This window comes from Corallococcus sp. AB032C (assembly GCF_003668935.1).
GTDB classification, from domain to species: domain Bacteria; phylum Myxococcota; class Myxococcia; order Myxococcales; family Myxococcaceae; genus Corallococcus; species Corallococcus exiguus.
Genome location: NZ_RAWP01000014.1, coordinates 90,239 through 106,410 on the forward strand (window position 1 = coordinate 90,239; position 16,172 = coordinate 106,410).

Here is a 16,172-nt window from a genome sequence, read left to right on the forward strand (position 1 = left end):
AGTCATCAACCAATGGCGATTCTGGAGACCTCGGTGAGGTCCAGCCTGCTGAACTCCTCCAGAATTAAATCGATATGTTCAAGAATCGCATCATTCTTCGGACTCCCTGCCAACGCGTCCCGAAGCTGCCGGAACTCATCCAGCAGGGTAGGTAGATCGCTCACGTCCACAACAGGGCCATCTTCGAACAGTGGCACCCATTTGAGGCCAAGCTTCTCCGCTGCGGAAAGCCACACACCATGGTACTCCCCCTGGGTGGCTACCGAGATGTAGAGGGGAGCCCGGTCTGTCGATTTGAATTTGATGAGGATGGCGACGGACATCAGTGGAGCTCTTGGTGATGGCCGACGATGGCCCAGTCAGGGAGGGGCGGCAACCGGAAGTCAATGCCCCAGCGCACTTCGAACGTCCAGCCAGGATGCGCTGACCGGAGCTTTTTCAGCGCAGCCTCCACACCAGCACGCAATCCTGGCGTGTCCGCGTCGATGCGGAATTGCAAGCGCCGGAAGCCTTGGATCTCCGCGAGGGTGGGGACTGTGGCAGAGCCCGTCTGGGTTGGCCGTGTTCCGGTCGCAGTTTGTGTGAGCGCCTGAATGCGACCGACGGTGGTTTCGTAGATCATCTCGTTGGCCCAGTCCGCCGGATCTCGCGGTGGGGTTGATCGATGAAGCCTTCGAGCCGACTTGTATTCGATGAGCAACCTCTGTTGCATGTCGATTCCGTCGAGTTCTCCCAGTCTCATGTCGCGCCCCTTGCGCGTTCGCTGAACGAGGTCCACTCCCCGAAAATAGCGGGCGTCGACTATTTTTTGAGTCAACTGACCTATGACCTCTCGCGGACGCCCCGCACGCCGCTCTCGAAAGGTATCAAGGCGCTTGTTGAGCCAGTTTGCCAACCGGGCTTCTCCCAGCTTGCGCGCGAGGGCTGTCCCGCGCAGCGCGCGTACCATCCAGGACACCCCGCGAGACATCGCCAGCATGATCACGCCTTCCATGATGGCGCCGACCAGGGTCGCGACGGCCTCTGCGAATTCGCGCGCGGCGCGATCAATGGCGGCCGCGCTCCCCCGCGCCTCCCACACCGTGCCGATGAACTTGTGGAATGCCTTGGCGACCTTCCAGAGGGACTCCACCAGCCAGTTCAGCAACATGGCCAGTCCCAGCCACTCCAGGACGATGAGGCCGATCTCGAATCCGGCGGCTGCTCCTGGTGCGGCGCCGACTCCGCCGGCCAGCGCTCCGATTCCCGCTCCGATCGCGGTTGAAACCGCGAGCACCGCGATCCCGCCCAGCACCATCTCGGCCAACGCCATGACGATGTCTTGAAGGACCTTCTCCGTGTGCCGCGTGACGGACTCGCTGAGATACCGCGTGGAGAGGGCGACCGCGCGATGGAAGTCATCCCAGAGTTGGGTGACGCGCGCGACGGTGGATTCCAACGTCGTGGCGAGATTGAAGGATCGGGAGCCGGAATTGACGACGTCCGATAGGGATTGGGCGAAGTGACGACCCGGAATCCAGATCAAGGTGTCGCTGCGAAAGTGCACTTCACGCCAGCCCGTGGTTCCCGACGGCACCGCCAGGCGGTTCGTGTGTGCGAGGACATTGACGAAGAAGCGCAGGTCCTGACCCCACTGGGAGGCCAGATCGCCGTAATAGGCTTCCGCGATGGCAATGGCGGTTCCGGGCACGCCTGCTTCAACCCGATGCAGTCGCGCGCTGGGCTCGGGCAAATGGGTCCAGATGTACTCGGAGGCAGCGAAGCCCGTTTGCCCATGACGGGTGGAGATCTCAGCCCAGCCATCCTTCCATCGGCGGATGACCTGGACGGTCGTGTTGAAGGGCAGGGTCTGGATGATGTTCGACTCGGTGGTGCTCCGTGTCGCGCGAAGTCGTACCTCGGACGCCCCATCCCACTGGATGATTCCCACACGGCCTACGGCTTCGCCGTCGTCGCGTACATCCCCCATGGTGATGTCTCCTGTCCAGGGGCCTCCTCAATGATATACGAGACTCGCCCGCCCGGCGAAGCCCGGGTGTGTTCAGACATCAAAGCGGAATGGGGTGGCACTGGCGGATGGGCGCTGTGCGAACTGCTGACAGAAGCGGTTCAGCGTTTCGTAGGAGGCCGTGGGTAGGACGTCCCGGAACTCCAGATGGGTCACGAGGCAGAAGAGCGTGACCTCCAGGTAGCTCAGGTCCCGCTCGGGCGGGAGGGCGGCCAGCGCGGCGCTCGCGTTCTCCTCCAACCACGCCATCATGTTGAGCAAGGACTCACGGAGCTTGCGTGCGTGGGTCGTGCCCTCTCCGGCACCAGCCATCTTCTCCATGACCAGCGTGACCTCTGTCGCCATGGCCTGCAGGGTGAGTTCCTGCATGTTCGCCAGCAGGGGTACGTCCAGGTCCTCCGGCCACACCACCCGGAGCCTGGGATTCGACCGCCGCCACAGCTCACGAGAGACATTGAGCGCGCCGAACCAGACGCCTTGAGCTGTCTTCAGGACGGGAATGCGGAGCGCTGGGTTGCCGCCATAGTCCGCAGGGGCCGTGGACAGGAGGTCCCGCACCACCTGGAAGGAATGGTCGACGCTCAGCTCCGCCGCGAAGAGCCGGGCAATGCGTGTGAAGTGCGAGCTTGAACGGCCGATGAGGACAGGCTTGTCGAGCGTGGACATGGGAGCCTCCATTCAATGTGACGTGGCAGGCCAACCCCATATCACCTCCGCCGCGTCGTCCCCTATGGTTGAGAGGGCCCCTGCAGGGCCGCCATGATGATCCGCGCGGCGATGTCCGGCGGGTCCCCTCCCATGTGGAGCGTGTTGACCGAATAGATGAGACGCCGGCGCAAATCCCGCGTGGCGCCCATCCCGTTGTTGTAGCCGTGCCGGTCGCCCGTCTTTCCCCAGAAGATGACGCCGTCGATGTCGTGGCGCCTGAGTCCCGCGCTGTAGCTGGCGCGACCTCCTCCCGTGGCGGGCAGGTCCGGGACGGTGAACAGCTCCTCCTGCTGCTTGCGCGGCAGCAGTCGCCCCTGGAAGAGCGCGACGAGGAAGCGGTCCAGGTCCTCGGCGGTGGAGATCATCTCTCCGGCGGCCCAGGGCACGGATTGGCTGGCCTCGGTGACGTCCACCAGGCAGCGCTCGCCGTAGGCGATGGCTCCCGCCGGACAGCCTGTCTCATCTGGCGCGACCTCCTCGTAGCCACGCGTGTGGCGCCCGGGAAGGGTCACGTCGTTGCCGGGCACGAAGGTGTCTCGCAGGTGCAGCGGCCGCAGGATGCGCTCGCGCACCGCGTCCCCGTAGGGCCGGCCCGTCACCTGTTCGATGAGCAGCCCCGCCACGAGGTAGCCGATGTTGCCGTACTCCTGCTGCGTGCCCGGGGCGAAGCGGGGGCCCTGGGGGAGCGTCAGGGAGAGGAGCTCCCGGGGGCTGAAGCGCCGGAAGCGGTTCTCGAAGAACCAGTCAGGGTCCTTCTGCGGCACCGGCACGCCGGGCAGGCCGTGGGTGAAGTTGAGCAACTGGCGCACGGTGATGGGCGCGTAGACGCCCGCGGGCAGCAGGCGCGGCAGGTAGTGCTGGACGGGCCGGTCCAGGTCCACGCGCCCCTCGGCGGCGAGCTGCAGCACGACGATGGCCGTGAACGTCTTCGTCATGCTGCCAATGCGGAAGTGCGCGTCCGCGGGCACCGGGGCGCCGGTGCGGATGTCGGCCACGCCGGACGTGCCCAGCCAGCGCCCGTCCGCGCCGCTCACCCGGACCAGCGCGCCGGTCACCTCCGCGTTCGGCAGGCCCGCGATGGCCTGTCGCAGCGCCTCGCGGTTCAGGGGCGGCAGGGGCGACCTCGCCACCTCCAGCTCCTGGTCGCCCACCTCCAGCGCGGCACCGGCCGGTGCATCCGGCCCGCAGGCGGGGGTCGTGAAGCTCGCGAGCAATGCCATACCCAGCCGCAGTCCGCGGTGCAGGACAGCCATGTTCCATCTCCTGTGAGGGAAGGGCCGGTGCTTTTCCGGCCGGCGGATGGAACACCGGTGACCCCGGGCGGTGTCACCGGGCAGGGCGGAACTTCAATCCACCGCCACGTACAGCTCGCCGTCCCGACCGATGGCGCCGGGGGAAAGCGACCATCCCTGGCCCTCCTGTAGGAGGTAGAGCGTGCGCTTCCCCTCCGGTGAGCGCGCCGCCCCGATGAGCAGGTACCGGCGTGTCCGTTTCGCTCCGGTGAGCGTCAGCACGTCGTGCTTCACGCTCCAGGTGCCCTGGTCGTCCTCGGAGCCGAACTTCATCGCGCCCACCTGTCCGGACGCGCCCCCGAACTTGTATTGGAACTCGCGATTGGCGCCGAAGGTGTAGTCGATGCTGTAGGAGACCGCCGTCATGGTGGAGCCGCCGGTATAGGCGTTGACCCACTGGGCCGCGGAGCTGGTGCCGTAGATGAAGTGGCCCACCACCTCCGCGTCGTCCACCAGCGGCAGGCCCACGGGGCTCCCGCGCACACCTTTCAGCGCTTCCTCCACCCGGGCGTAGGACGTGTTCCAGGAGAACGAGGCCGACATGGCCTCGCCCAGGCCTCCGGGCGTCATGAAGCTCTGGATGAACACCAGCGGCTCCAGGCGGTCTCCTGCCTCCACAAGGGAGAGGCTCACCCGGAAGGACCGGTCGTTGTTCTTCGCGCGCACCACCGCCGCGGTGAAGAAGGCGCGGGCCTCGTTGGACATGAAGCGCCGCATCACCAGCGGGTTTGGCTGTACGCCGTTCCAGTCCGCGCCAATGCGCTCCTGCCGCACCTTCGCGAGCCGGCCCTCGGCGTCATGTGGATTTAACCGCGTTTAATCCCAGCAGTTCCGCGGGGTGCGTAGGGTGTCCGCCACCTGCCGCGATGGCAGGCCTGCGTGAGGGGGCAATCCATGTCGAGACACGTCGTGCGTTCGCTGTGCCTGGGTTCCGTGATGGCGTTTGCTTCCGCCTGTGGCGGGGCGATGGACGAGGCCGGACCGGAGGAAGCGCTCGGGTCCGCTGAGCAGGCCGTGTGCAATCCGGGTCTGGCCGTCGCGGGATGCCTGGACTTCGCGTCGGGCGGCTTCTCCGACTCGAGTTGTCCCGGGGGCATCAAGTGGAGCTACTGGGACTGCACGCAGTACAAGTCCGGCTCTGGCAGCAGCGTCCAGTGGTACGCTTTGTGTTCCCCGACGCAGTACTACATCTGCGGGGGTACCTACACGACGCCGCCGAACACGAACCCTCCGCGGTGCCTGAAGACCTGCTCGTAGGCGTCAGCGTCCCGCGCGCCGCAGGACGGCGGGCGTGAGCCCCGTCACCCGGCGGAACACCGTGGTGAAGTGACTCTGTGAGCTGAAGCCCACCGCGAGCGCGATGTCTCCGAGGGAGCGGGTCGTGTGGCTCAACAGGCCGCGCGCCCGCTCCACCCTCCGCTGCTGCACGTAGGCGTGCGGCGTCATGCCCATGGACTGCCGGAAGGCGCGGGTGAAGTAGAAGACGCTCAGTCCCGCGCGCCGGGCCAGCTCGCCCACCTGGATCCTCCGCGCGAGGTGCGCTTCGATGAAGAGCCGCACGCGGTGGAGCGCGGCGGCGGAGAGGCCTCCGCGCCTCCGCGCCGCTCGCGTCCCTCCGGGTTCCTGGAGCAGCTTCGCGACGCGGGCGGAATGACGGTCCTGCGACTTCCTCGCCTCGCCCAGGAAGCGGGCGATGACCTTCAACTCCGCGTCCGGCATGGGCGCCATCAACTGCAAGCCATCCGCCTGGACGGGGCCCCAGAGGGTTTCAATCCATTCGCGCGCATGCCCGGTGAGCGTAAGCCTCCTGCTGCTTCCCGCGCCCTCCCGCTGGACGTAGCCGGCGAGCTCCAATCGCTCCACATCGGCGCCTCGTGCGACCGCGCTCAGGGGCGCGGGGCCTCCGAAGTGCAGCTGCGCCAGACACGTCAGCTCCGCGCGGCCGAGCGCGAGCACCTCTCCCACGGCGGAGTCGAACTCCGCGGAGGCTTCCTGGAAGCGGACGATGTCGGCGCCAATCTGGGCGAGGAGTGCGTGCCGGGGGCTCATGGAAAACACCGCAGGATTGAGAAAAACAGCACAAGGGCGCGAAAGACGCTCGCGGGCACGGGACGCATGCTGGCCCCATGATGAACCTGAAGCCCTCCGCGGCGGAAATCCTGTTGTGGCTCTTCGTGCTCAACCTGGGCGTCGCCTTCGGCGCGGGGCTCTATGAGCACCGCATCGCGCTCCCCCGGTGGCTCAATGTCACGGGCGGGCATTGGTCCTCGGAGGCGGCGCGCCAGGATGACGTGGGCCGGCGCTTCTGGGGCGTCGTCACCACGGGTCCGCTGACGCTGCTCACGCTGGCCAGTCTCTATTTCGCCACGCGGGCCACGGGGCCGCTGCGCTCCTGGTGGCTCGCGGCCGCGCTGGTGGTGCTCGTGGACCGGGTGCTGACCTTCTCGTACTTCATCCCCACGATGGTCCGACTGATGCAATCGCCTGACACTCCGGCGGCCGTGGAGACCGCGACCCGGTGGGTTCGGATGAACCATCTCCGTCATGCGCTCGCGGGAGGCGCGTGGTTCGCGGCCCTTCAAGCCCTTTCATGGCTCCGGGTGAAGGGAGCCGGGTGACGTGTGCGCCATTGAAATGGATTAGACTCCGTCCCGGGGTGGGCCGAATGTGGGCCGCCGAAGAGGGGATGATGGAAGTGCGGATGCGTTGGGCGAGGCTTTGGACGGTGGTGTTTGCTGTTGGCAGCGGGGTGCTCGGGGGATGTGAGGATGCGGATCCGCCAGTGAATCCGGTTCCGGATGCGGGAACCGTTGATTCGGGGACCGCGGATGATGGCGGCACGCAGACGGATGCCGGCACCGACGCGGGCTCCTTGGGGGAACCCCTTCCCTGTGAGCGGACGCAAGGCATCTGCGCGGGGGCCCGGCGCGCCGTGGTGGACGGAGCCTATGAGCCGGTGTGCACCGCTCGCTCGTATGGTGCTGACTACGAAGCCACGGAGACGCGCTGCGATGGTCTGGACAACGACTGCGACGGGGTGGCGGACCCTCCGTCCTGGTCCCAGGTCGCGTCGCTGGGCGCGCCTCCGCATGCAGGTCGGATCAGCAGCCTCCGGGTGACAGACGGTGTCCTGGCGGTGGCCTTCGACCGCGTGGCGGTGGCTCGTGTCATCCGGATGGACACCGCGATGACGCCGCTCGGTGTCGCGGATGTACGAGTGGAGGTGTTGGACGAATCCCTCGCGCTGGACTCGGTGAGCACCCGGTTGCTGCGCACCTCCCAGGGGCCCGCGCTGTATTACGCGTCAGCGGGACCGGAATACGACCATACGCAGGGCCACCTCATCCTGCTGGATGAGCAGGGCCGTCGCGTGCCTCGCGAAGGTGAGCCGGAGGTGGGCGTGCTCCTCTTCGACCAGCCCGTGGGGGACCGGGCCACCGCGGCGGCCGTGTCGGCGGACGGGTCGCGGGTCTTCGCGGCCTGGCGGGATGCCTCCCAATACGTCACCGGCGGCCGTGAGCTGTGGGGCACGCTCACGGAGCTGGAAGGCGAGTCCGTGGTGGCTCCCCGAGTCCTGATGCGGGCGCTCGCCGAGGACAAGCTCCTCTACGGCGTGGAGGTGATGGGGCTGCGGGATGGGGGCTTCCTGGTCCTGGTCCAGGAGATGAAGCAAGGCGCCTCCGAGGGACTGCTGCGGCTCCAGCGCTTCGACAGCGGCCTGCAACCCGTGGGTGATGAGCGGACCTTCCCCGCGGAGGCGAATCCAAATGCCCGACTCGTGGACCTGGGCGCGGTGGCGGGCGGTGCGCTGGAGTCTCCGGCCATCGTGCTGCGCGGCATCCTGGGCGGGGAGCGCGTGCTGATGGCCTTGGGCAATCTCTTCGGCGAGGTGACCAGGCGGACCCTGGCCGTGACGACCCCCCGTGAAACTCCCTGGGTCGGGACCGCGGTGACGTCTCGTGGCCTTCAGGCCGCGTGGCTCTCCACCTCCTTTGACCTGGAGGAGCCCGAGCCCGCCTTCATGTGGCGGGGCCGGTTCTGGGCGCTGGGGAAGGCGGGCGTCCCAGCGGACCTGACCTCCGGGCCCGAATACCTGCCCCTCAACCAGTTCTCGCAGTGGGTCATGCTGGAAGAGCTTCCGGACCGCTGGATGGGCGCGCTGGTGATGACGTCCACCAAGAGCCCCATGGCTCACACCCTCCAGGCGGTCCGCTACTGCGCACCGTGAGTCACGGCGCGTCCGGCAGGGTGTACTGGAAGTCGTAGGAGTGCTTCCCGCCCGGCGCGATGTCGATGGTCATCGAACCGGCGAGCCCCGTGAGCTCGCCGGTTCCGGAGTCCGGCACCACGGAGATGACGAGGTGGGGCGCACCGCGCGTCATCACCCCGAAGTGCTGGAGCGCGAAGGTGCCGGCGCGGCCATCCAGCGTGCCGCTGACGCGCTCCATGGCCACGTAGCCCGCGGACCCCTCCACCGGCGTCCGCACCGCGAGCATCTGCCCCTGGCTCGTGGCCTCCAGCGCGCCGTGATAGCGCTTGTCGAGCATCATCCGGCCCGGGGCCGCGTCCGCCGCGCCCGCCTCCGGGGCCATGGGGGTGAGCTTGACGTCGAAAGGTCCGTTCGCGCGCTTCGTCATGGGTGTCTGCTCCCTTGCCTGGTGGCCGGACAGATACGCCAGGAGCCCCGCGCCTGGATTGCAAAAACGCGTCACTCCCGGCGTCTTAGGACTCGCTTAAGACATTGGGCCTACCGTCACGGTCACTCCAAGGGGGCAGGGCGCATGAGTGACGACGAGCGGAATCACCACCACGGACTCCAGCAGGACCTGCGGGTCCTGGCGACGCGCGCGGACCGGCGGGAGCTGCTGCGCTGGATGGCCTTCACCAGCCTCATCCCCATCATCGGTTGCGGAGGGCCGGACTCCAGCGGCAGCGGGGGCACGTCGGGCTGCGCGAGGATTCCGGAGGAGACGGCCGGCCCCTATCCCGGTGACGGCTCCAACGGAGCCAACGCCCTGGTGCTGTCGGGCATCGTCCGGAGCGACATCCGCTCCAGCATCGCGAACGCGAGCGGCGTCGCGGCGGGCATCCCGCTCACCATCACCCTCACGCTGGTCGGCAGCGACGACAGCTGCACGCCGCTCCGGGGTTATGCCATCTACCTGTGGCACTGCGACCAGGCGGGGCGGTACTCCATGTACTCGTCGGGCGTCACCCACGAGAACTACCTGCGCGGGGTGCAGGTGACGGACGAGGAGGGCAAGGTGACCTTCACCAGCATCTTCCCCGCCTGCTACAGCGGCCGGTGGCCGCACATCCACTTCGAAATCTACCCCTCGGTGGAGGCCACCTCCTCCTCGCGCAACAAGGTGGCCACGTCCCAGCTGGCCCTGCCGGAGGACGTCTGTGACACCGTCTACGCGACGTCTGGCTATTCGCAGAGCGTCCGCAACCTCAGCCAGATTTCGCTCTCCAGTGACAACGTGTTCAGCGACGGCGCGTCCACGCAGTTGGCGACGGTGACGGGCAACACCACGGACGGCTACGCCGCGTCCCTGGTGGTGCCCATCCGGGTATGACGCGCCGCCGGGCGGCTACTTCGCCTTGGCGGGCGCGAAGTCGAAGGGCTTGTCCTGGGCGATGAGCATCACGCACTCGGCGTCCGGCGCGCACTGGTTGCGGTGCACCACCTTGCCGGGCTGGTCCCAGGTGCTGCCGGCCTCCACGGCGCCCGCTTCGGCGGCGCCCTCGCTGGTGTTCGTCATGCGGCCCTTCACCAGCACGCCGTGGTAGTCGGCGGAGTGGGTGTGCGGCCCGGAGTCGAACCCGGCGGGGAACTTCATCAGCAGGGCATACGGGCCCTTCTTCATGTCGCCCCAGAGCACGTGCACGGAAGGGCCGCCGGGCATCATCTCCGTCCAGGTGAGCTTGTCATAGGCGGTCTGCTGGAACGCGGCGGACTCCTTGCCCTTGGCGGCGGCGAAGGTGAACGCGGAGACGACGGCGACGGCGGCGACGAGCTTGGGCAGGGTCTTCACGGGAGGCACTCCTCGGTGGAAGGAAACGCCGGGGAGGATGGCTTCGGGGTGGGCCTGCGAAAATGCCCGATTCCGCAGAGCACCTCTGCGAAAGTGCAGGCCATGCCCGAATGGAGCGACCTGCGGCACTTCCTGGCCATCGCGAGGGAGGGGAACCTCTCCGCGGCGGCGCGGCGGTTGAAGGTGGACCAGACCACGGTGGGCCGGCGCCTGGCCGTGCTGGAGAAGGAGCTGGGGGCACGGCTCTTCGACCGGACGCCCACGGGTCTGCGTCCCACGGCCGTTGCGCTGCGCATCCGGCCAGCCGCGGAGGCGGTGGAGGCGGAGGCGCTGCGGGTGGAGCGGCTCGCCAGCGGCGAGGACCTGCGCCCCTCCGGGCCGGTGACGGTCACCGCGACCGACTCCTTCCTGGTCCACAACGTGATGCCGTGGCTGGCCGCGTTCCAGGAGCGCCATCCGGAAATCGAGTTGCAGCTGCTCTCCGGTTACGAAGCGCTCTCGCTGGTGCGCCGCGAGGCGGACGTGGCCATCCGGCTGGTCCGGCCCCAGGAGGCGTCGCTGCGGGCCCGGAAGGTGGCTGCCATTGGGGTCGTGCCTTTCGCGTCGAAGGCCTATCTCTCCCGTCGGGGGCCGGTGCGCTTCGACACGGGGCTCCAGGGGCACTCGGTGGTGGGGTACGCGCAGGACTCGCGGCGCTGGCCGGAGTCGAAGTGGCTGGACGTGCACGCGGCGAAGGCCACGGTGGCGCTGCGGCTGACGTCCATCCTGGGGCTGCTCCAGGCCGCGCGCGAAGGTCTGGGCGTGGCGCTCCTGCCAGCGTTCTTCGGCCACCTGCATCCGGAGCTGGTGCCCCTGCGTGACGCCCTGCCGGAGCTGGAGCGGACGGTGTGGCTGGTGTTCCACGAGGACCTGGCCCACAACGCCCGGGTGCGCGCGGTGGTGGACTTCCTGGCGGAGACCATCGGGAAGCAGGCGGAGGCGCTCGCGAAGCCTCCGGCCAGGTCCCGGAAGAAGCGCGCGCGGTGACGGGGCCGCGTCACCGCACGCCCGGGGTCACGGCGTGCCGAGCCGCTTGCCCCGGGCGAACTCCAGGCCCAGCAGGTTCCCGCGGTGGTGGATGGGATCCAGCGTGACCTTCTGGATGCGCCAGCCCTCCGCGGCCGTCTTCACCACTTCATGCGTATAGCGTCCCACCAGGGTCCACTCCTGGGGGAAACCGTCCATGGTGAAGAAGTGGGACACCTCCGCGTAGGCGTGCACGGTCGCGTGCGTGGGGCTGGTGAACTCCGTGCGCACCGTGTTGGCGGTGGAGTGCTGCACCCGGGTGAAACACTCCAGCGCCTTGTTGCCGAACTGCGCCAGCACTGCTCGCGGCGCGGTGGAAGGCGGCACGCCCATGAAGCGGGAGTAGTCCGACGTCACCTCCGGGGCGAAGACCCGCTCCCACCGGCTCCAGTCGCCCGTGTCCTTGCCATGGTCGATGGCCTGCCCGTACTCGGCCACCAGCTCCTGCACGGCAATCCAATCCAGCATGTACTCCAGGTTCTTCTCGCGCATCTCCGTCTGCCTTTCTGGAAGAGGGGATGCACAGGCTTTCACCCTCCGTGGAGGCGGAGCAAGCAGAGGACGCGCTGCTCGGAGGGGGAAGGCGTCACGGCTCCGAAACGGTGATGCCCATGCCCCTGGGCGTATCGGACAAGCCGATCACTTTCGCCCGGGCGCTCGCTTTCCACTCCAGCTCGACCGTGCCGGGGGTGGCGTCCGGCTGCACCTGGACGGTCAGGTCCGTGGCCCACTCACACGATGCTCCCATCTCGCAGGTCTCATCCAGGATCACGACGGTCCGCGCCAACACGTCCTCCCCCGTCTTCAGCACGACGGGCTGCGTGGGCACGGCCGGGTCAGGGCTGGCCTTGGACAGCGAGACGCGCATCCACGGCAGCGCTGTCCGCGTGGGGTCCGCCGGCGTCCACCGCGCCTTCACCTGCACCGTCAGCTCCACCTGGGCCTTCTTCGATGGCGGCTCCAGCGCCGTGACCTTCACGGTGATGGGGCGCGTGAGAGTGGGCGCCTCGGTCGTGAGGGTCAGGGGCGCGCTCGTGTGGGGCTCGGAGACGATGTCCTCGAAGCTGTTCCTGGACGTGGCCACGACGCTGGCGCATGCGAACAGCAGGAGCAGCCGCGAGGCCCAGTGGCGCAGGCGGGGGGACTGGGGGGCTTCACGGGTGGAGAACATGGGCCTGGGGCTCACCGGTAGTGGACCGCGATGCGCTTTCCATCGAGCAGGTGGATGTCGATGTCCATGTCATAGATGTCGCGGAGGACAGCGGGGCGCATCAGCTCCTCCGGCGTCCCCTGGAAGGCGACCTTCCCGGCGCGCATGGCGATGACGTGGTCGGAGTAGCAGGAGGCGTAGTTGAGGTCGTGCAGCACCAGCACCACGCACTTGCCCAGCGTGTCCGCCGCGCGCCGCAGCTCCTTCATCATGGCCACGGCGTGTTTCATGTCCAGGCTGTTGAGGGGCTCGTCCAGGAGCACGTAGTGGGTGTCCTGGCACAGCACCATGGCCACGAAGGCGCGCTGGCGCTGGCCTCCGGACAGCTCGTCCAGGAAGCGGTTCGCGAGCGGCTCCAGGCCCAGGTGGTGGAGCGCTCCTTCCACGAAGGCGCGGTCCTCCACCGTGGGGCGGCCCTTGGAGTGCGGGTAGCGGCCGAACGTCACCAGGTCTCGCACGGTGAGCCGCGAGGTGACGGCGTTGTCCTGCCGCAGGATGGCCAGCCTTCGCGCCAGCGCGTCGCCGGGCGTGCGGACCACGTCCATTCCGTCCACCAGCACCGTGCCGGAGGACAGCGGCAACAGGCGGCTCACCATGGACAACAGGGTGGACTTGCCGGCGCCGTTGGGCCCGATGATGGACGTCACGCCCGTCTCCGGGAACTGGAGCGTGACGTCGTCCACCACCACGGTGTCTCCGTAGCGGCGGGACACGTTCCGGGCTTCGATCATCGCAGCACGCCTCGCATGAGCAGGGTGATGAACATCAGGCCGCCCAGGAACTCGATGATGACGCGCAGGTTGGCGCCAAAGGAGAAGACGCGCTCCAGCACGAGCTGACCGCCCAGAAGGCCAATTACGGCCAGGAACACGGCGGCCGGCAGCACGTGGACGTGCCGGTGCGAGCGCACCAGCCCGTGCGCCAGGTTCGCCACCAGCAGCCCGAAGAAGGTCACCGGCCCCACCAGCGCCGTGGACACCGACACCAGCACCGCCACCACCGCCAGGAGACGCGACACCGTGCGCCGGTGGTCCACGCCCAGGTTGATGGCCACGTCGCGCCCCAGGTTCAGCACGTCGCAGGTGCGCATCAGGCTGAAGCCCAGCACGGACGCGCCCGCCGTCATCAGAGCGGAGACGATGAGCAGGTCCGGGTCCGGGTTGTTGAAGCTGGCGAAGAAGCGGTCCTGCAGGAAGTCGAACTCGCCCGGCGCGATGAGGCGCTGGAGGAAGCTGGACAGGCTGCGGAACAGCACGCCCAGCACCACGCCCGTGAGCAGCAGCAGGTGGACGCTGCGCCGGCCGCCCTCGAACAGCCAGCGGTGCAGCACCGCGGAGAAGACCACCATGATGGCGACCTCCACCGTGAAGAGCAGCCGGCTGTCCAGGCTCGCCATGGTGCGCGAGCCCAGGAAGAAGAGCAGGCTTGTCTGCAGCAGCAGGTAGAGCGTGTCGAAGCCCATGATGGCGGGCGTCAGGACGCGGTTCTCCACCACGGTCTGGAACAGCACCGTGGAGACGGCGATGGCGTAGCCCACCAGCAGCACCGTGGCGACCTTGCGCGCGCGGAACGGCAGCACGAAGTCCCACTTGCCGCCCGCGTCCACGGTCATGAACACCACCACGCAGAAGGCGGCCAGGCCCCCCAGCAGGAGCAGCCGCCGCTCGTGGCCCTCCAGGCGCAGCGCGCTAGCCGACACGGTCGTCCCTCCGCAGGAGCAGGTGGAGGAAGAGGAGGCTGCCCACCACGCCCGCCACGGTGCCCACGGGAATCTCATAGGGCTGTCGCACCACCCGCCCCACGATGTCGCACAGGAGCACGAAGCCCGCGCCCAGCACCGCCACCCACGGGATGGAGCGGCGCGCGTTGTCACCCACGATGAGGCTGACGACGTTGGGCACCACGAGCCCGATGAAGGGAATCATCCCCACGGTGGCCACCACCACCGCGGTGACCATGGCGACGATGGCCAGCCCCAGCGCCATGATGCGCGGGTGGCTCAGGCCCAGGTTGGTGGTGAATGCCTCGCCCATGCCGGCGACGGTGAAGCGGTCCGCGACGACGTAGGCGATGACGGTCAGCACGAAGGCGCCCCAGAGCAGCTCATACCGGCCGCGCAGCACGCTGGAGAAGTCGCCCGTGGTCCAGGCCATCAGTGATTGCAGCAGGGAGAAGCGGTAGGCGAAGAACGTCGTCGCCGCGTCGAAGATGGCGCCCAGCACCAGTCCCACGACGGGCACGACGAGCGCCGAGCGCAGTGGAATCCGCCGGAGGATGAACAGGAACAACGCCGTGCCCGCCATGGCGAAGCAGGCGGCGACCGCCGTCCTGGCGAGGATGGGGAGGCCGGGGGCGAGCAGCGTGACGGCGAGCAGGCCCAGGCTCGCGGACTCCGCCGTGCCCGCCGTGAAGGGCTCCACGAAGCGGTTGCGCGCGAGCATCTGCATGATGAGGCCCGCGACGGCCAGGGACATGCCCGCCAGCAGCAGGGCCAGCGTGCGCGGCACCCGGCTGATGACCAGCACCTGCACGGCGCGCTGATTCTCCGCCGGCGCCAGCAGCGCTTCCCACGACACGTGGCTCACGCCAATCAGCAGGCTGATGCCCGCGAGCACCAGCACCCCGAGCACGGCCACGGCGAGCAGCGGCAGGGGAGCGCCCTTCGCGCTGTTCGCGGGCAGCGGCTCGGACCGCGCGCTGACGTCGTGGGAGGCCACGGACGGGGCGCGCGGCGCGAAGCCCTGCTCAGGGAGCGGAGGGCTGTCGGGGCTTCGCGTAGACATCGGAGATCTGCTCCATCAGGCGCCGCATGGACTGGATGCCGCCGCCGATGAGGTAGGTGTTCGCCGGCTCCAGGTACACGACCTGTCCCTGCTTCCAGGCTGTCGTCTGGTGCACCAGCTCGTTGTCCAGCAGCCGCTGCGCGCCGCCGCCCTCGCCAATGGCCGCGTCCCGGTCGATGACGAACAGCCAGTCCGGGTTGGTCTCCAGGATGAACTCCGAGCCCACGGCCTCCCCGTGCAGTGACGCCTTGAGCGACGGGGCCGCGGGTGGGATGCCGAAGGTGTCGTGCAGCACGCCGAAGCGCGAGCCCGGGCCATACGCGCTCATCCGCCCTCCGGACGTCAGCACGATGAGCCCCTTGCCCCGGCTGGCGGTGGTCCCCTTCAGCGTCGCGATGGACTGGTTCAGCGTCTCCACCAGGGTGCGCGCCTGCTCCTCCTTGCCGAAGACGGTCGCCAGCCGCTGCGTGTTGCCCACCACTGTGTCCAGGAAGTGCGTGTCGTCCGTGGTCTGGTCGATGGTGGGCACCATGGCGGCGAGCTTCGTGTACCGGGCGCTGGAGCGGCCGCCGGTGATGACCAGGTCGGGCCGGGCGGCGTGCAGGGCCTCGTAGTCGGGCTCGAAGAGCGTCCCGAAGCGCGGGTACTTCTTCGCGTCCGCGTACTTCGCCAGCTGGCCGGGGAAGTACTCACCCGCCACGCCCTGAACGTCCACCCCCAGCGCGTCCAGCGTGTCCAGCGCCGCCAGGTCGAACACCACGACCTGCTTCGGGTGCTCGGCCACGACGGTGCTGCCCTGCGCGTGGGCGATGGTCCGGCCCGCTCCCGGAGCAGGGGCCGCCGCCGCGCCTTCCGAGGGCACGGGCGCCGGGGCCGGAGCTCGCGGGCCCGACCAGAAGAAGACCGCGAGCGCGATGACCGCGACCCCGATGAGGGCCGCGAGGAGGGTGGGGAACCGCCGGGGAGTGGTGCTCACGGGAAAGGCAATCCAGAGAAAAGTGATATCAAATGAAATTGATATTCATTATCGAAGTTGCGGATATAGCGGATCGCCGCCGGACGGTCAAA

19 protein-coding genes are annotated in these 16,172 nt (G+C 68.4%); 5 read left to right on the top strand and 14 right to left on the bottom strand.

The features are described 5' to 3' along the window. Positions 1-5 precede the first annotated feature (5 nt). The 5 genes from D7X99_RS08840 to D7X99_RS08860 all read right to left on the bottom strand — a co-directional run bounded on the left by D7X99_RS08840 (position 6) and on the right by D7X99_RS08860 (position 4,782). Entirely contained in the window at positions 6-323 is a 318-nt protein-coding gene (locus tag D7X99_RS08840) for a hypothetical protein (protein WP_120593685.1), read from the bottom strand. After that, entirely contained in the window at positions 323-1,969 is a 1,647-nt protein-coding gene (locus D7X99_RS08845) for an SH3 domain-containing protein (RefSeq protein ID WP_121777387.1), read from the bottom strand. The genes D7X99_RS08840 and D7X99_RS08845 overlap by 1 nt, the downstream gene beginning before the upstream one ends. Positions 1,970-2,041: 72 nt before the next feature. Next, positions 2,042-2,674: a glutathione S-transferase N-terminal domain-containing protein gene (locus D7X99_RS08850; protein WP_121777388.1), complete on the bottom strand. Its 633-nt coding sequence runs from the start codon at positions 2,672-2,674 to the stop codon at positions 2,042-2,044. Between the two features lie 62 nt (positions 2,675-2,736). Next, the gene (locus D7X99_RS08855) at positions 2,737-3,969 is read right to left on the bottom strand and encodes a serine hydrolase (protein WP_121777389.1); all 1,233 of its coding nucleotides are present in this window, start codon (positions 3,967-3,969) and stop codon (positions 2,737-2,739) included. 93 nt (positions 3,970-4,062) lie between these two features. Next, complete coding sequence (locus D7X99_RS08860; RefSeq protein WP_147476092.1) at positions 4,063-4,782, bottom strand: hypothetical protein; 720 nt, start codon at positions 4,780-4,782, stop codon at positions 4,063-4,065. Between the two features lie 120 nt (positions 4,783-4,902). Here D7X99_RS08860 and D7X99_RS08865 point away from each other — a divergent pair, with 120 nt between their 5' ends. Then, positions 4,903-5,265 carry a hypothetical protein gene (locus tag D7X99_RS08865; RefSeq protein ID WP_120579864.1) on the top strand — a complete coding sequence of 121 codons (363 nt, stop codon included), beginning with the start codon at positions 4,903-4,905 and terminating at the stop codon, positions 5,263-5,265. A 3-nt stretch (positions 5,266-5,268) separates the two neighbouring features. Here the strand turns inward: D7X99_RS08865 and D7X99_RS08870 are convergent, their stop codons facing one another. Then, entirely contained in the window at positions 5,269-6,057 is a 789-nt protein-coding gene (locus D7X99_RS08870; protein ID WP_121777392.1) for an AraC family transcriptional regulator, read from the bottom strand. 77 nt (positions 6,058-6,134) lie between these two features. On the opposite strand from D7X99_RS08870, the gene D7X99_RS08875 reads away from it, so the two are divergent. Continuing rightward, positions 6,135-6,626: an anthrone oxygenase family protein gene (locus D7X99_RS08875; RefSeq protein WP_121777393.1), complete on the top strand. Its 492-nt coding sequence runs from the start codon at positions 6,135-6,137 to the stop codon at positions 6,624-6,626. Between the two features lie 164 nt (positions 6,627-6,790). After that, the gene (locus D7X99_RS08880) at positions 6,791-8,236 is read left to right on the top strand and encodes a putative metal-binding motif-containing protein (RefSeq protein ID WP_121777394.1); all 1,446 of its coding nucleotides are present in this window, start codon (positions 6,791-6,793) and stop codon (positions 8,234-8,236) included. Between the two features lies 1 nt (position 8,237). Here D7X99_RS08880 and D7X99_RS08885 read toward each other — a convergent pair whose 3' ends face one another. Next, positions 8,238-8,645, bottom strand: coding sequence for a DUF3224 domain-containing protein (locus tag D7X99_RS08885; RefSeq protein WP_120579861.1), 408 nt, complete (start codon positions 8,643-8,645; stop codon positions 8,238-8,240). Between the two features lie 144 nt (positions 8,646-8,789). Between D7X99_RS08885 and D7X99_RS08890 the strand changes: the two genes are divergently transcribed. Continuing rightward, on the top strand, positions 8,790-9,587 hold the full coding sequence (locus D7X99_RS08890) for an intradiol ring-cleavage dioxygenase (RefSeq protein ID WP_121777395.1): 798 nt from the start codon (positions 8,790-8,792) through the stop codon (positions 9,585-9,587). A gap of 15 nt (positions 9,588-9,602) precedes the next feature. Here D7X99_RS08890 and D7X99_RS08895 read toward each other — a convergent pair whose 3' ends face one another. Continuing rightward, the gene (locus D7X99_RS08895) at positions 9,603-10,046 is read right to left on the bottom strand and encodes a DUF4437 domain-containing protein (protein WP_120579859.1); all 444 of its coding nucleotides are present in this window, start codon (positions 10,044-10,046) and stop codon (positions 9,603-9,605) included. Between the two features lie 102 nt (positions 10,047-10,148). On the opposite strand from D7X99_RS08895, the gene D7X99_RS08900 reads away from it, so the two are divergent. Further along, positions 10,149-11,072, top strand: a complete 924-nt coding sequence (locus D7X99_RS08900; RefSeq protein ID WP_121777396.1) for a LysR family transcriptional regulator — start codon at positions 10,149-10,151, stop codon at positions 11,070-11,072. 27 nt (positions 11,073-11,099) lie between these two features. Here D7X99_RS08900 and D7X99_RS08905 read toward each other — a convergent pair whose 3' ends face one another. The 6 genes from D7X99_RS08905 to D7X99_RS08930 all read right to left on the bottom strand — a co-directional run bounded on the left by D7X99_RS08905 (position 11,100) and on the right by D7X99_RS08930 (position 16,080). Then, positions 11,100-11,603: a nuclear transport factor 2 family protein gene (locus D7X99_RS08905; RefSeq protein ID WP_121777397.1), complete on the bottom strand. Its 504-nt coding sequence runs from the start codon at positions 11,601-11,603 to the stop codon at positions 11,100-11,102. A gap of 94 nt (positions 11,604-11,697) precedes the next feature. Further along, entirely contained in the window at positions 11,698-12,282 is a 585-nt protein-coding gene (locus D7X99_RS08910) for a hypothetical protein (protein WP_121777398.1), read from the bottom strand. Between the two features lie 11 nt (positions 12,283-12,293). Next, entirely contained in the window at positions 12,294-13,052 is a 759-nt protein-coding gene (locus D7X99_RS08915; RefSeq protein ID WP_121777399.1) for an ABC transporter ATP-binding protein, read from the bottom strand. Next, on the bottom strand, positions 13,049-14,020 hold the full coding sequence (locus D7X99_RS08920; RefSeq protein WP_121777400.1) for an iron chelate uptake ABC transporter family permease subunit: 972 nt from the start codon (positions 14,018-14,020) through the stop codon (positions 13,049-13,051). The genes D7X99_RS08915 and D7X99_RS08920 overlap by 4 nt, the downstream gene beginning before the upstream one ends. Beyond that, positions 14,010-15,104: an ABC transporter permease gene (locus tag D7X99_RS08925; RefSeq protein ID WP_233613214.1), complete on the bottom strand. Its 1,095-nt coding sequence runs from the start codon at positions 15,102-15,104 to the stop codon at positions 14,010-14,012. The genes D7X99_RS08920 and D7X99_RS08925 overlap by 11 nt, the downstream gene beginning before the upstream one ends. Further along, positions 15,067-16,080: a siderophore ABC transporter substrate-binding protein gene (locus tag D7X99_RS08930; protein WP_121777401.1), complete on the bottom strand. Its 1,014-nt coding sequence runs from the start codon at positions 16,078-16,080 to the stop codon at positions 15,067-15,069. Before D7X99_RS08930 ends, D7X99_RS08925 begins: the two co-directional genes overlap by 38 nt. Positions 16,081-16,172 lie beyond the last annotated feature (92 nt).